We start from the raw sequence: 14,094 nt of genomic DNA, 5'->3' as shown, positions 1-14,094 counted from the left end.
CTCCGAAAGGGACGACAGGCGATGACCGACACCGGACAGAAGAGCCTGACGACTGAGCAGGAGTCGCGGAACGAGGCCGCGGTCAAGGCCCCTTCCGCCACCAGGCGCGGCGGCGGCGACCCCGCCACCCGGGGGCGCACCACCATCGCGGACGGCGTCGTCGAGAAGATCGCCGGGCTCGCCGCCCGCGACGTGGTCGGCGTGCACGCCATGGGCGGCGGCTTCGCCCGGACCTTCGGGGCCGTGCGGGACCGGGTGCCGGGAGGATCGAAGTCCTCGGTGTCGCGGGGCGTGAAGGCCGAGGTCGGTGAGGTCCAGACGGCGCTCGACCTGGAGGTCGTCGTCGAGTACGGCGTGTCGATCGCCGATGTCGCGCGCGCGGTGCGAGAGAACGTCATCGCGGCCGTCGAGCGCATGACCGGGCTCGAGGTCGTCGAGGTCAACATCGCGGTGAGCGATGTGAAGCTGCCGGACGAGGAAGACGACGAACCTCAGGGCCGGCTCCAGTAGGACCGTTCCGTACGGGACCCCGGCACCCCCGGGGTCCCGCCCGGTACGGTCGCGTACTCGCTCAGCAGCGAAGGAGCGCACGATGAGCATGGCCGTGATCGGCATGGTGGCGGGGATGGCCCTCGGCTTCGCCGGGTACTTCGGCGGGTTCGGGGCCTTCCTCCTGGTGGCGGCGCTCGGCGCCATCGGCTTCGTCGCGGGCCGGTTCCTGGAAGGGGACCTGGAGCCCGGCGACTTCTTCCGCAGCCGCGGCGACGACCGGCGGCGGTGACCGGTGCCGCCCCAGGTCGCACCGGGAGAGCGCGGCGCGACCCGGATCGCCGACCGGGTCGTGGCGAAGATCGCCGCGCACGCGGCGCGCGAGGCCCTGGACACGGTGCCCGAGGGCGGCTCCGCGCCGCACGCCACGGTCACCGTGCACCACGAGGTGGCCCGCGTCCGGATCAGTCTCGAACTCGACTACCCCTCCGACATCGGCGCCCAGTGCGGCTCCGTGCGTCGCCAAGTCGCCCAGCGGGTAAAGGCGTTGGCGGGGATGGAGGTGCCCGAGGTGACCGTCCAGGTGGAGCGGCTGCACTCGGCACACGTGCGCGGCGCGGCACAGGGGAGGACACGATGAGCGACCCCGAGGGCACCTTGGGCGGGAACGGGAACACCCAGCCCGTACCGGTGCTTGAGAAGGCGGGCGGGCCCGACCCCGACCCGGCCGACCAGTCGCTGTCCGCGGCCGCCTACAAGGCGCCGCCCACGCTGGCCGAGGAGGGCAGGGCCGAGCGCTTCTGGTCGCAGCGGCGCACCCCCGCGGTCCTGCTCGCCCTGGTGATCCTCGGCGGGGCCGGGCTGCTGCTGTACGACGTCGTGGCGGTGCGGGCCGGGCACCCCGCCATGCACTGGCGCCGCGCCCTCGCCCGAGAGCTCGCCGAACGGCACCTCGACGGCGCCCCGGTGCTCGCCGGGGCCGCCGTCGCCGCCCTCCTCGGGGTGTGGCTGATCGTCCTCGCCGCGACGCCCGGACTGCGCGCCGTGCTCCCGATGCGCCGCACCCACGCCGACGTGCGGGCGGGGCTGCACCGGGCGGCGGCCGCGATGGTCCTGCGGGACCGGGCCATGGACGTCTCGGGCGTGCAGTCCGTGCGGGTCCGCATGACCCGCTCCAAGGTCGACGTCCGCGCCTACGCGCACTTCCGTGAACTCGACGACGTGCGGGCCGACTTGGACACCACACTCGCCGACGGCATCCGGGACCTCGGCCTGACCCGGGGGCCCGCGCTCTCGGTGCGGGTCGCCCGGCCGGGCAGAAGGGACTGAGCCATGCTGAGCACGGTCAACCGGGTGGTCCTCGGGCTCGTCGGGCTCGTCCTCGTGGTGGCCGGCGGCTCGGTGCTCGCCATCGGCCTCGGCCTGAAGCCGCCCTCCTGGTGGGTCCACGACGGGCGGCACGACGTGCTGCTCAGCGATGCCGACCGGGCCCGCTGGCGCGGCGACGGCTGGTGGTGGCCCACGGTCATCGCGGTGCTCGCGGTCTGTGTGCTGCTCGCCGTGTGGTGGCTCTCGGCCCAGCTGCGGCGCCGCCGCCTCGCGGAGGTCCTGGTGGAGACGGGCGACGGGGAGGGCGCGCTGCTGCGGGGGCGGGCCCTGGAGAACGTACTGACGGGGGAGGCCGAGGCCCTCGACGGGGTGGAGCGCGCCCAGGTCGCGCTCACCGGGCGGCGGAACGCGCCGCAGGCGCGGGTGGGGCTCGTCCTGGAGCCCCATGCCGCCCCCGGCGACGCGCTGCACCAGCTGTCCTCCCAGGCCCTGGAGCACGCCCGCGACTCGGCGGGCCTCGACCGGCTGCCCGCGACGGTCCGGCTCCGCGCGGTCAAGCACCGGGCGGAGCGGGTGAGTTGAGCGTTCCGCACGGGCTCCGGACGTCGCGGGGCGCTAGAAGCCGTGCCGGAAGCCGCCGTCGACCGGCAGCATGATGCCCGTCAGGTACGAGGCCGCGGGCGACAGCAGGAACGCGGCCGTGCGGCCGAACTCCTCCGGCGTGCCGTAGCGGCGCAGCGGGATGCGGGACTCGTGGCCGGCGCGGGTCGCCTCCGGGTCGGCGGACAGGCCGTCCAGCTGGCGCACCCGGTCCGTGTCGATGCGGGCCGGGAGCAGCCCGAGCACGCGGATGCCGCGCGGGCCCAGCTCGTCGGCGAGGGACTTGGCGAAGCCGGCGAGACCGGGGCGCAGCCCGTTCGAGATGGTCAGGCCCGGGATCGGCTCGTGCACGGAGCCGGACAGGACGAAGCCGATGACGCCGCCCTCGCCGAGTTCGGCGGCGGCGGTGCGCGCGAGGCGGACGGCGCCGAGGAAGACGGACTCGAAGGCCGTCTGCCACTGCTCGTCGGTGTTGTCGGCGGCGAAGCCTGGGGCGGGGCCGCCGACGCTGATCAGTACGCCGTCGAAGCCGCCGAAGTGCTCGCGGGCCGCGGCCACGAGACGGCTCGCGACGGCCGGGTCCGCGTTGTCGGCGGCGACCCCGACCGCGTTCGGGCCGAGCTCCTCGGCGGCGGCGGTCACGGACTCCTCGCTGCGCCCGGTGATGACGACCTTCGCGCCGTCGGCGACCAGCTCGCGGGCGGCGGCGTTGCCGAGGCCGCGGGTGGCCCCGGTGACGACATAGACACGGTCCTTCAGTCCAAGATCCATGGCCCCATCCTGCCGCCTGACCCCGGCCGCGTCACACCCCGGTCCGCGTCAGACCCCGGTCCGCGTCACACCGCGGCGGGCGTCGCCTCGGGGGTCTCGTTCGCCGCGGCCTGGGCGCGGTCGCGGCGTTCGCGGCGGACGAGGACCACCCAGCCCGCCGGGACACCGGCCGCGAACAGCCACCACTGCACCGCGTACGCCATGTGCGGGCCGATGTCGCTGTGGTTGGGCTCGCCGATCAGCTCGGGGGAGTCCGCCTCGGGCGCGGTCTGCTCGATGTAGCCGCCGAGGACCTGCTTGCCGAGGGCCTGCGCCTGCTGACCGCTGCTGATCAGCATGATCTGACGGTCCGGCAGTCCCTTGACGTTCTTGATGCCGCTCTCGGCGGAGGTCTCGTCGGCCATGAGGCGACCGGTGACCGTGATCTCGCCCTTCGGCGGGGCGGGGACCTTCGGGAACGCGGTCTGCGGGCCGTTGGCCTCGACCCAGCCGCGGTTCACGAGCAGGACCTTGCCGTCCTTGAGGACGAAGGGGGTCAGGACGTGCGCGCCGACCTGGTCGTCGGAGTTGGTGCGGCGCCGCACCACGACCTCGTGCTTCGTGTCGAAGGTGCCGGTCGCGGTGACGCGGCGGTACAGCTCCGAGCGGGAGACGGCGTGGCCGGGCGAGGTGAGCTGCTCGGCCGGGACGGGCTCGGCCGCGAGCGCGTCGGAGATCAGCTTGTTCTGGGCGACGCGGTGCTCGTGGCGGTGCAGCTGCCAGAAGCCCAGCTCGATCATCACGGGGATGAGCACGAGAGCGATGAGGGTGAGGATCACCCACTGCCGGGACAACAGGAAGCGGTACACGGCTCGACGGTACCCCCCGCGCGTGAAGCCCCCGACGGGAGGGTCCCGTCGGGGGCTCGGCCTGGACAGTTCGGGCAGTTCGGGCGGTCTTCGGCTCACACCTTGTCGACGATGCCCACCCGCCCCTCCGCGCGCGAGCAGTGCCCGCCGCAGTACCAGTGGCCCTCGACCTCGACGCCCTGGCCGATGATCCGGCAGCGGCAGTGCTCACAGATGGGCGCCATGCGGTGGATGGCGCAGGAGAAGCAGTCGAAGACGTGCACCGCGCCCTGCGCGTGCACCTCGAAGGACATGCCGTAGTCGTTTCCGCAGACCTCGCAACGTGCCATGCGCCACAGAGTGGGGCGCCCGGCGCGCGCAAGCGAGCGGGCAGGCGGGAGCCCGCCCGACAATCACCCGTCTGAACGCCCGCGCGCGGGCCGGTCTCCGGCTCTCCTCGGCGCGCTAGCTCTTCTTGTCCGCCGGTGCGACGTCCTGGAGGAGCTGGCCGAAGGCCGCCTCGTCGATGACCGGGGTGCCGAAGCCGCGGGCCTTCGTGGTCTTGGAGGTGCCCGAGTCCGGGTCGTTCGTCACCAGGAGGCTGGTGAGCCGGGAGACGCTGGTGGCGATGTGCAGGCCGGCCTCCACCGCCCGGTCCTCCAGGAGCTCGCGGTCGACCGAGGTGTCCCCGGAGAAGGCCACGCGCATGCCCTGCTTCAGGGGGCTGCCCGGCTCGTACCGGCCCGGGTTCGGATACGGGCACGGCGGGCGCTTGCGGGAGGGGCGCCAACTGCCCTGGCGGTACGAGGAGTACGCGGGGTTCCCGGCGGCGGGACCGGAGGGCTGGCGGACGATGCGGGGGCCCGAGTCCGACCACTCCGTGAGCGGACGGCACTCGAGCAGGGGCAGGCGGACGTTGCCCGCGGCGGCCGCGCGCAGGCTCGGCCGGAACGCCTCGGCGAGCACGCGTGCGTCGTCCAGGGCGTTGTGCGCGTGCCGCTGCTCCACTCCGAAGTGGGCGGCGAGCGACTCCAGCTTGTGGTTGGGCAGCGGCAGGCCGAGCTCCTTGGAGAGCGCGATCGTGCACAGGCGCTGGCGGACCGGGGCGGTGCGCTCCGCGCGCGCGTACTCCCGGGCGATCATCGACCAGTCGAAGACCGCGTTGTGCGCGACGAGGACGCGGCCGTCCAGGCGGGCGGCGAACTCCTCGGCGACGTCGCCGAACAGGGGCGCGTCCGTGAGCATCGCGGTCGTCAGGCCGTGGATCCACACCGGGCCGGGATCGCGCTGCGGGTTGACCAGTGTGTACCAGTGGTCCTCGATCTCGCCCCGGGCGTCGACTCGGTAGACGGCGGCCGACACTATCCGGTCGTCCCTGGCGAGGCCGGTGGTCTCCACGTCGACGACCGCGTACCCCGATGGGTACGCGGCCGGCCAGGGGGCTGCGGACGCTGCGGTCGTGCGGTCTTCGAGCATGGTCCATGAGGATACGGGCCACGACCGACAGTCAGCTCCCCGGTCCGAGCAGTCCGGCCACAAGCGCGCGCACGGATGTCGTGAACAGCGCCTCCGGATCGACGGGGCGGGCCAGCGCGCGGGCGAGCTCCGGGTCGTGCTCGGCGGTCTCGGGCGTCCACAGCTCCTCCTCGCCGGGGCGCTGCACCGGGGCCCGTTCGCGGTTCCGCTCGACCAGGACGTGCCCGACGACGTGCACCTGGACGGCCCGTACGACGGCCGCGGCCCGGGCGCCGCGCAGGCCCGCCGCGTGCACCTCGTGCACCAGGACCTGCTGGGCGGGCAGGAACATCCGCTCGGTGAGGCCGCGTTCGTGGACCATCGCCACCAGGTGCGGGTGGGTGCGCAGCTGGCGGCGCAGGGCGCGGGCCACCGAGACGATGCGGCGGGCGGGGGTGGTGCCGGTGGCGCGGATCTCGCCGAGGTCGGCGACGGTGCGCAGGACGAGGGCGTCCAGGAGCGACTCGCGGTTGCCGACGTGCCAGTAGATCGAGGTCACGGCGGTGCCGAGCTCGGCGGCGAGCTTACGCATCGTCAGGGACTGCGGACCGTGCTGTTTCACGAGGGCCGCGGCGGCCTCGAGGACCTGCTCCCGGTCCAGATGTGTACGCGTCTCTTTACCCTTCACGAGTCCTGTTGTAACTGTGTTACAGAACCCCCGCAAGTCCCGGTAGCGGAGTCGACTCCGCGCAGACGAAGGGTGGTACGACATGGCACGCGTACGGTACGGGGCGCGGACCGAGGCGGAGATCGCCGCCGCGCGCACCGCGAGTTCGAAGCTTCCCGACATCTGGTCCACCGGCGTCGTCGCCGTCTGGGAGAGCGACCCGGACGCGGTGGCGGCCGTCCTGCCGCCGCCGCTCAAGCCCACCGCACGCCCCCTGGTGCGGGCCAACATCAGCAAGGTCGACCTGCCCGGCTACCCCCTGGGCGCGGGTTCGGTCGCCGTCGCCGCCGAGCACGGCGGTGTCGAGGGCTGGTATCCGCTCGTGATGCCGATGACCCATGAGCGGGCCCTGATCGGCGGCCGCGAGGTCTTCGGCGAGCCGAAGAAGCTCGGCGAGGTCGAGGTGGAGCGCGACGGGCTCGTGGTGCGGGCGGCGCTCGCCCGGCACGGCATCGCCTTCGTGGAGGTGCGCGGCGCCGTCAGCGGCCCGCTGCCGCTGCCCGAGCCCGCCCAGAAGACCGACTTCTACTTCAAGTTCCTGCCCGCGGTGGACGGTTCGGGCTTCGACGCGGACCCGGTCCTGGTGCACTGCGTGCGCAACGAGAAGGTCCGCAAGCTGGAGCAGATCACCGGCGACGTCGTGCTGCGCGAGTCCATGTACGACCCGATCGCCGACCTGCCTGTCCGGACCGTCGTCGAGATCACCATCGGCGAGAAGACCACCGACCAGAAGGGCAAGGTCGTCGAACGGGTCAGCGCACAGGCGCTGTTGCCCTACATCCACCAGCGCTACGACGACCCGCAGCAGATCCTCGACGGGCCGCCCGAGGGGAGCGTCTGATGCGGCTCGAGGCCGGACAGGTCGCCGTCGTCACCGGAGCGGCAGGCGGCATCGGGCTCGCCCTGGTGCGGCGGTTCGCGGCGGAGGGCATGCGGGTCGTGCTCGCGGACGTCGAGGAGAGCGCCCTGGAGAAGGCCGCCGCCGGGCTCCGCGAGGACGGGGCCGAGGTGCACGCGCGCGTGGTCGACGTCGGCGACCGGCAGCAGGTGCTGGACCTCGCCGACGCGGCGTACGAGAAGTTCGGCGCCGTGCACGTGCTCTGCAACAACGCGGGCGTCGGCTCGGGCGCCGAGGGCCGCATGTGGCAGCACGAACCCAACGACTGGAAGTGGGCGTTCGAGGTCAACGTGTGGGGCGTCTTCCACGGCATCCAGGCGTTCCTGCCCCGCATGATCGAGGGCGGCGAGCCCGGCCACGTCGTCAACACGTCCTCCAGCGACGGCGGCATCGCCCCGCTGCCCACCGCCTCCGTGTACGCGGTCACCAAGGCGGCCGTCGTGACGATGACCGAGTCCCTGTACGCCCACCTGAAGGCGGAGCACGCGCGCGTGGGTGCCTCCGTGCTGTTCCCCGGGCCCCACATGCTGCGCACCGGGCTGTGGGAGTCGCACCGCAACCGGCCCGACCGGTACGCCAAGGAGCGGCCCCGCAAGACCCCGTACCGCAGCCTCGCGCAGTGGGAGTCGGCGATGAAGGAGGCGGGCCAGGAGGTCGCGTTCACGCCCGTCGAGGAGGTCGCGGACTTCGTGGCGGAGGGGATCACGAAGGACCGCTTCTGGCTGCTGCCCGAGAGCGAGCACAGCGACCGGCAGATCAAGGCCAGGTCCGCCTCGATGCTGGAGCGGAAGAACCCGGCGTACCTGGAGAGCTTCATTCTCGACTGAGGACTGAGGGACGTGTGATGGCTGAGCAGAACGACCCGTACCTGATCATCTCCTCCGACTGCCACGCCGGGCTTCCCACCGAGGAGTACCGGCCCTACCTCGACAGCCGCTTCCACCGACAGTTCGACGAGTTCCTGGGCCAGGCGCAGGCCCGCCGTGAGGAGTCGACCCGCCTCGGCATCCGCAACGACGCCTTCGCCGAGAAGTGGTTCAACGACAACGAAGAGGGCTTGCGCGGCGGTTGGGACGCCGCACAGCGCGTCAAGGAGCTCGACGGCGACGGGGTGGCCGCCGAGGTCGTCTTCCCCGACGCGGACGCCGTCGACAGCCAGACCGCCGCGCCCTTCGGCGTGGGCCTCGGCCTCTCCGGCGACCAGGACCCCGAGCTCGGCATGGCGGGCGCGCAGGCGCACAACCGCTGGCTCGCCGAGTTCGTGTCCGAGCACCCCGAACGGCACTGCGGCGTCGCCCTGTTGCCCGTCACCGGCGAGATCGACCGGGTCGTCGCCGAGGTCCACCGGGCCAAGGAGTCCGGGCTCGGCGCCCTGATGATCCCCTCCATGTGGGTCGACAAGGCGCCCTACCACGACCGCCGTTACGACCCGGTGTGGGCCGCGGCCGCCGAGTGCGCCATGCCCCTGGTCACCCACTCCGGGGCGGCGCCGCGCCACGAGTACGGCGACCACCTCGGGATCTACGTCTCCGAAGTGACCTGGTGGCCCGCGCGGCCGCTGTGGTTCCTGCTCTGGTCCGGGGTCTTCGAGCGCCATCCGGGGCTCAAGTTCGGGGTGGCGGAATCCGGTTGCTGGTGGCTGCCGAACCTCCTGTGGTTCATGGACCGGCTCTACCTGGGGGCGCACGGCGGCAAGAAGCTCTCGCCGTTCGCGGAGCTGAAGCGGGCCCCGCACGAGTACCTGGACCGGCAGGTCTTCGTCTGCGCCACCAACACCAAGCGCCGCGAGCTCGCCCAGCGCTACGAGATCGGCGTCGACAACATCCTCTGGGGCAGCGACTTCCCGCACCCCGAAGGCACCTGGCCCGACACGCGCGCGTGGCTGAAGAAGACGTTCCACGACATCCCGATCGCGGAGACCCGGCGCATGCTGGGCCTCGCCGCCGCCGAGGTCTTCGGCTTCGACACCGAGAAGCTGGCCCCGCTGGCCGCCCGCATCGGCCCGACCCCCGCCGAACTCGGCCAGGACGCGGACGCGTCGGGCCAGGCGGCCGTCGAGGCGTCCTGGGCCCGCTCGCGCGAGGTGGGCCGCCACTGGCTGACCGACCACGACTTCCCGACGCTGGGGGTGACCTCATGAGCGAGACGCGCACAATGACTGGGGCGAGCGAGCGCTACACCGTGATCTCGGCCGACTGCCACGCGGGCGCCGATCTCCTCGACTACAAGCCCTACTTGGAGTCCCGGCACCACGACGCCTTCGACGCGTGGGCGGCCACCTACGTCAACCCGTACGAGGACCTCCTCGCCGACACGGCCGACAAGAACTGGAACTCGGAGCGCCGCCTCGCCGAGATGGAGGAGGACGGCATCGTCGCCGAGGTGGTGTTCCCCAACACCATCCCGCCGTTCTTCCCGTCGGCCTCCCTGATGGCGCCCGCGCCCACGCGCGAGGAGTTCCAGCAGCGCTGGGCCGGCCTTCGCGCCCACAACCGCTGGCTCGCGGACTTCTGTGCGGCGGCGCCCGGACGCAGGGCGGGCGTCTTCCAGATCCTCCTCAATGACGTCGAGGAGGCCGTCAAGGAGATCCACTGGGCCGCCGACGCGGGCCTCACCGGCGGTCTGCTGCTGCCCGGCACCCCGCCCGGCTCCGGACTGCCCGAGCTGTACTCGCAGACGTACGACCCGATCTGGACCGCCTGCGCGGAGCGCGGCGTGGTGGTCAACCACCACGCGGGCTCGGCCTCGCCGCCGCTCGGTGAAGAGCCCGCCGCGCGCGCGGTGTTCATGGTGGAGACGACCTGGTTCTCGCACCGCGCCCTGTGGCACCTGGTGTTCGGCGGGGCCTTCCGGCGCCACCCGGACCTGAAGCTCGTCCTGACCGAGCAGGGCTCCGGCTGGATCCCCGGGGTGCTCGACATGCTGGACTACTACCACGGGCGGCTGGTCGCGGCGGCGACGAAGGCGGACACGGCCGAGTCCAAGTTCGGCCAGGGCCTCGCCTCTTCGATGGGCAAGGGGCCCTCCGAGGTGTGGCGCGACAACTGCTTCGTCGGGGCGAGCTTCATGCGCCCGCACGAGGCGGCCCTGCGCGACCGCATCGGCCTCGACAAGGTCATGTGGGGCAGCGACTACCCGCACGACGAGGGCACCTACCCGTACTCCCGCGAGGGCCTCCGCTTCGCCTACGCGGGCCTGCCCAAGGAGGAGGTCGCCGCCATGGTGGGCGGCAACGCGGCCCGCGTCTACGGCTTCGACCTGGACCGCCTCGACGCGCTCGCCGCCACGGTCGGCCCGACCGTCGCGGAGCTGTCGGAGCCGCTGAAGGAGCCGCCGGCCGACGCGACCAGCCCCGTGTTCGCGGCGGGAGGGTCGGTGCGCGTCTGGTGACGGCGTGCCCGGCTGCGTTCGCTCACCCGGGATGAGAACCTCCCCGGGTGAGCGACCAGCCAAGCGAGAACCCAGCGGCTCCCACCCACGACGAGGCGCACGGCGGTGCGCTCGGCGCCCGGCTCAACTGGCTGCGGGCCGCGGTCCTCGGCGCCAACGACGGCGTGGTCTCCACCGCCGGCATCGTCGTGGGCGTCGCGGGCGCCACCGACGACCGCGGCGCCCTCCTGACGGCGGGCCTCGCCGGGCTGCTCGCCGGGTCCATGTCGATGGCCGCGGGCGAGTACGTCTCGGTCTCCACCCAGCGCGACTCGGAGAAGGCCGCGCTCGCCCTGGAGAAGCGGGAGCTGCGCGAGCAGCCCGAGGCCGAACTGGCCGAGCTGACCGAGCTGTTGGAGCAGCGCGGGCTCAGCGGCGACGTGGCCCGGGAGGCCGCTCGCGAGCTCACCGAGCGGGACGCGCTGCGCGCCCACGCGCGCGTGGAGCTCGGCATCGACCCCGACGACCTCACCAACCCCTGGCACGCTGCGGCGGCCAGCTTCGTCGCCTTCACCTGCGGCGCGCTGCTTCCGCTCCTCGCCATCGTGCTGCCGCCCGCCGCCTGGCGGCTGCCCGTCACGGTGATCTCCGTGCTCGCCGCCCTCGCCCTCACCGGCTGGTCCAGCGCGCGCCTCGGCTCGGCGGCCGTGGGCCCCGCCGTGGTGCGGAACATGGCGGGCGGGGCGCTCGCGATGGCCGTGACGTACGGGGCGGGGGCGCTGCTCGGGGCGGTCGGGGTGTGATCCCGGGGGCCCGCGACCTCCGCGGGTGTTCCAAAGGTTTGCGGACGGGCCTTTGGCGGAGATCGCCAACAACTGCCCGCGTACCCCCGGTAATACTTGTCGGTAACAACCCCTAGCCGCGGCCCACCACCCGTTCTACGGTGCACGCATGCCGCCGAACCTGCCCGATGTCGTGCTGTGGTCCATACCTGCCTTCGTGCTGCTCACGATCGTCGAGATCGTCAGCCACCGGATCCATCCCGACGAGGACGCCGCCGGGTACGAGACGAAGGACGCCGCCACCAGCATCACCATGGGCCTCGGCAGCCTCGTCTTCGACTTCCTGTGGAAGATCCCGATCGTCGCGATCTACTCGGGCGTGTACGCGCTGACGCCACTGCGCGTGCCGGTCCTGTGGTGGACGATCCCGCTGATGCTGCTCGCGCAGGACTTCTTCTACTACTGGTCCCACCGCGGCCACCACGTCATCCGCATCCTCTGGGCCTGCCACGTGGTGCACCACTCCAGCCGCAAGTTCAACCTCACGACGGCGCTGCGCCAGCCCTGGACGAGCCTCACGGTCTGGCCGTTCTACCTGCCGCTCATCGCCTGCGGCGTGCACCCCGCGGCGCTCGCCTTCTGCTCGTCGGCCAACCTCGTCTACCAGTTCTGGATCCACACCGAACGCATCGACAAGATGTGGCGCCCCTTCGAGTACGTCTTCAACACGCCCTCCCACCACCGCGTCCACCACGCCTCCCAAGGCGGCTACCTGGACCGGAACTTCGGCGGCATCCTGATCATCTGGGACCGGATGTTCGGCTCCTGGGTCGCCGAGACCGAGCGCCCCGTGTACGGCCTGACGAAGAACATCTCCACGTACAACCCGCTGCGCGTCGCCACGCACGAGTACGTGTCGATCGCCAAGGACCTGAAGGCGGCGGAGAGTTGGCGGGAGCGGGCGGGGAGGGTGTTCGGGGGACCGGGGTGGCAGCCGAAGCAGACGCCGACACCACCGGTGCCGGCGCAGCCGCAGCCTGAGCGCGCGACGGAGTCGGCGGCGTGAAACTCCCCTCGCCGGGCGCCCTGTTGAGCACGTTCACCGCTGTCTGCCTGGGCGACCTGGCGAGCCTCGCGGTCGGCTGGCACGGCGGCCACGTCATACTCAAGCCGCTGCTCATGCCCCTGCTCGTGGCGTACGTGGTAGCGAGGCGGGGCCCCCGCCTCCTCGCCGCCGCCCTCCTCTTCGGCTGGGGCGGCGACACCCTGCTCCTGTCCGACAAGGACCCCGCCTTCCTCGCCGGAATGGGCTCCTTCGCGGCGGGCCACGTCTGCTACCTCCTCCTGTTCCGCCGCCACGGCACCCCGCACCCGAACCCGCGAGCAAGCCTGCTCGTCACCGCGTACGCCCTGGCCCTCGTCACCACCGTCGCGCTGCTCTGGCCCGACCTGCCCGCCGACATGCGCGGGCCCGTCGCCGGGTACAGCCTGCTGCTCACCGCGATGGCCTTCGGGGCGAGCAGGCTCGGGCTCACGGCGGCGGCCGGGGGCGCGCTCTTCCTGCTGTCGGACACACTCATCGCGACCGGCGTCGCCGAGTGGCCGCAGGCGCCCAGGCCGGACCTCTGGATCATGCTCACGTATCTCGTGGCGCAGTATCTGCTGGCGAGCGCCGTCCTCGGGGCGGCCGGGGCGCGCACTCTGCCGGCCCCGGCGTACCGTGACAGGAGTACCCCGAGCACCACCGCCTGACCTGCACAAAGGAACCACCCCATGCGCGCCACCACCATCCACGCCCCCTACGACATGCGGGTGGAGGACGTACCCGAGCCCGTGATCCAGCTGCCCACCGACGCGGTGGTGCGGGTGCTGCGGGCCTGCATCTGCGGCAGCGACCTGTGGGCGTACCGGGGCGAGGCCGCGCGGCAGCCGGGGCAGCGGATCGGCCACGAGTTCCTCGGAATCGTGGAGGAGACCGGGGCCGAGGTCTCCGGCGTCCGGCGCGGCGACCTGGTCGTGGCGCCCTTCATGTGGTCCGACGGGGTGTGCGACTACTGCCGCGAGGGCCTGACGACGTCGTGCGAGCACGGCGGGTTCTGGGGCTCGGTCGGGTACGACGGCGGGCAGGGCGAGGCCGTGCGGGTCCCCTTCGCGGACGGCACCCTCGTCACGCTGCCTTCGGAGGCGGCATCCGACGAGCGGCTGCTGACCGCGCTGCTCAGCCTCTCCGACGTGCTGGGCACCGGGCACCACGCGGCGCTCGGCGCGGGGGTGCGGCCCGGCGCCACGACGGTGGTCGTCGGGGACGGCGCGGTCGGCCTGTGCGCGGTCCTCGCGGCCAGGCGCCTCGGCGCCGAGCGGATCATCGCGCTCGGCCGCCACCAGGCCCGTACGGACATCGCACGCCGCTTCGGCGCCACCGACGTCGTCGCCGAGCGCGGCGAGGAGGCCGTGGCGGCCGTCCGCGAACTGACCGGCGGACAGGGCGCGCACGCCGTCGTCGAGGCGGTCGGCACCGAGCAGTCCATGCGCACCGCCGTGCACGTCACCCGGGACGGCGGCGCCATCGGCTTCGTAGGCGTCCCGCACGGCAGCGGTAGCGGGCTCGACCTGAGCGCCATGTTCGACCGGAACATCGCGCTGCGCGGCGGTGTCGCCCCCGTGCGGACGTACATCCCGGAGCTGCTCCCCGACGTGCTCGACGGCACCCTCGACCCCTCGCCCGTCTTCGACATGACGGTGGGCCTGGAGGGCGTGCCGGACGGCTACAAGGCGATGGACGAGCGCACGGCCCTGAAGGTGCTCGTCACCAACTGACCGGCCCAACGGATCGGCGCGCGCCGGGAC

At 72.9% G+C, this 14,094-nt stretch carries 18 protein-coding genes; 13 read left to right on the top strand and 5 right to left on the bottom strand.

Features of this window, described 5'->3' with window-relative positions:
- Positions 1-21 precede the first annotated feature (21 nt).
- The 5 genes from ACQB60_RS00275 to amaP all read left to right on the top strand — a co-directional run bounded on the left by ACQB60_RS00275 (position 22) and on the right by amaP (position 2,400).
- On the top strand, positions 22-510 hold the full coding sequence (locus ACQB60_RS00275; protein WP_496923737.1) for an Asp23/Gls24 family envelope stress response protein: 489 nt from the start codon (positions 22-24) through the stop codon (positions 508-510).
- An 82-nt stretch (positions 511-592) separates the two neighbouring features.
- Positions 593-781 (top strand): hypothetical protein, encoded by a 189-nt coding sequence (locus tag ACQB60_RS00270; RefSeq protein ID WP_496923736.1) that lies wholly within the window; start codon positions 593-595, stop codon positions 779-781.
- A gap of 3 nt (positions 782-784) precedes the next feature.
- Entirely contained in the window at positions 785-1,129 is a 345-nt protein-coding gene (locus ACQB60_RS00265; RefSeq protein WP_496923735.1) for an Asp23/Gls24 family envelope stress response protein, read from the top strand.
- Positions 1,126-1,818: a DUF6286 domain-containing protein gene (locus tag ACQB60_RS00260; RefSeq protein WP_496923734.1), complete on the top strand. Its 693-nt coding sequence runs from the start codon at positions 1,126-1,128 to the stop codon at positions 1,816-1,818. The genes ACQB60_RS00265 and ACQB60_RS00260 overlap by 4 nt, the downstream gene beginning before the upstream one ends.
- Before the next feature lie 3 nt (positions 1,819-1,821).
- Positions 1,822-2,400 (top strand): alkaline shock response membrane anchor protein AmaP, encoded by a 579-nt coding sequence (amaP, locus tag ACQB60_RS00255; protein WP_496923733.1) that lies wholly within the window; start codon positions 1,822-1,824, stop codon positions 2,398-2,400.
- Positions 2,401-2,433: 33 nt separating this feature from the next.
- Here amaP and ACQB60_RS00250 read toward each other — a convergent pair whose 3' ends face one another.
- From ACQB60_RS00250 to ACQB60_RS00230, 5 genes are all read right to left on the bottom strand, one after another.
- On the bottom strand, positions 2,434-3,189 hold the full coding sequence (locus tag ACQB60_RS00250; RefSeq protein ID WP_384839759.1) for an SDR family oxidoreductase: 756 nt from the start codon (positions 3,187-3,189) through the stop codon (positions 2,434-2,436).
- A 65-nt stretch (positions 3,190-3,254) separates the two neighbouring features.
- Positions 3,255-4,037 carry an SURF1 family cytochrome oxidase biogenesis protein gene (locus ACQB60_RS00245; protein ID WP_496923732.1) on the bottom strand — a complete coding sequence of 261 codons (783 nt, stop codon included), beginning with the start codon at positions 4,035-4,037 and terminating at the stop codon, positions 3,255-3,257.
- A 95-nt stretch (positions 4,038-4,132) separates the two neighbouring features.
- Positions 4,133-4,366: a metallothionein gene (locus ACQB60_RS00240; RefSeq protein WP_384839753.1), complete on the bottom strand. Its 234-nt coding sequence runs from the start codon at positions 4,364-4,366 to the stop codon at positions 4,133-4,135.
- Between the two features lie 115 nt (positions 4,367-4,481).
- Positions 4,482-5,492, bottom strand: a complete 1,011-nt coding sequence (locus ACQB60_RS00235; RefSeq protein WP_496923731.1) for a DEDDh family exonuclease — start codon at positions 5,490-5,492, stop codon at positions 4,482-4,484.
- A gap of 31 nt (positions 5,493-5,523) precedes the next feature.
- Positions 5,524-6,159, bottom strand: coding sequence for a TetR/AcrR family transcriptional regulator (locus tag ACQB60_RS00230; RefSeq protein ID WP_496923730.1), 636 nt, complete (start codon positions 6,157-6,159; stop codon positions 5,524-5,526).
- 82 nt (positions 6,160-6,241) lie between these two features.
- Here ACQB60_RS00230 and ACQB60_RS00225 point away from each other — a divergent pair, with 82 nt between their 5' ends.
- From ACQB60_RS00225 to ACQB60_RS00190, 8 genes are all read left to right on the top strand, one after another.
- Positions 6,242-7,039 carry an acetoacetate decarboxylase family protein gene (locus ACQB60_RS00225; RefSeq protein ID WP_496923729.1) on the top strand — a complete coding sequence of 266 codons (798 nt, stop codon included), beginning with the start codon at positions 6,242-6,244 and terminating at the stop codon, positions 7,037-7,039.
- Positions 7,039-7,923, top strand: a complete 885-nt coding sequence (locus ACQB60_RS00220; protein ID WP_496923728.1) for an SDR family NAD(P)-dependent oxidoreductase — start codon at positions 7,039-7,041, stop codon at positions 7,921-7,923. Before ACQB60_RS00225 ends, ACQB60_RS00220 begins: the two co-directional genes overlap by 1 nt.
- A gap of 17 nt (positions 7,924-7,940) precedes the next feature.
- Positions 7,941-9,236, top strand: coding sequence for an amidohydrolase family protein (locus tag ACQB60_RS00215; protein WP_496923727.1), 1,296 nt, complete (start codon positions 7,941-7,943; stop codon positions 9,234-9,236).
- 14 nt (positions 9,237-9,250) lie between these two features.
- On the top strand, positions 9,251-10,486 hold the full coding sequence (locus ACQB60_RS00210) for an amidohydrolase family protein (protein WP_496923726.1): 1,236 nt from the start codon (positions 9,251-9,253) through the stop codon (positions 10,484-10,486).
- A gap of 47 nt (positions 10,487-10,533) precedes the next feature.
- The gene (locus tag ACQB60_RS00205; protein WP_496923725.1) at positions 10,534-11,268 is read left to right on the top strand and encodes a VIT1/CCC1 transporter family protein; all 735 of its coding nucleotides are present in this window, start codon (positions 10,534-10,536) and stop codon (positions 11,266-11,268) included.
- Between the two features lie 148 nt (positions 11,269-11,416).
- Positions 11,417-12,313: a sterol desaturase family protein gene (locus ACQB60_RS00200; protein WP_496923724.1), complete on the top strand. Its 897-nt coding sequence runs from the start codon at positions 11,417-11,419 to the stop codon at positions 12,311-12,313.
- The gene (locus ACQB60_RS00195; protein ID WP_496923723.1) at positions 12,310-12,999 is read left to right on the top strand and encodes a lysoplasmalogenase; all 690 of its coding nucleotides are present in this window, start codon (positions 12,310-12,312) and stop codon (positions 12,997-12,999) included. The genes ACQB60_RS00200 and ACQB60_RS00195 overlap by 4 nt, the downstream gene beginning before the upstream one ends.
- A 21-nt stretch (positions 13,000-13,020) precedes the next feature.
- The gene (locus tag ACQB60_RS00190) at positions 13,021-14,064 is read left to right on the top strand and encodes a zinc-dependent alcohol dehydrogenase family protein (protein ID WP_496923722.1); all 1,044 of its coding nucleotides are present in this window, start codon (positions 13,021-13,023) and stop codon (positions 14,062-14,064) included.
- Positions 14,065-14,094: the final 30 nt, after the last annotated feature.

The organism is Streptomyces odontotermitis, assembly GCF_050510915.1.
In the GTDB taxonomy this organism is placed as follows: domain Bacteria; phylum Actinomycetota; class Actinomycetes; order Streptomycetales; family Streptomycetaceae; genus Streptomyces.
The sequence above is the reverse complement of the archived record's forward strand: the minus strand, read 5'-3'. Positions and strand labels throughout refer to the sequence as shown.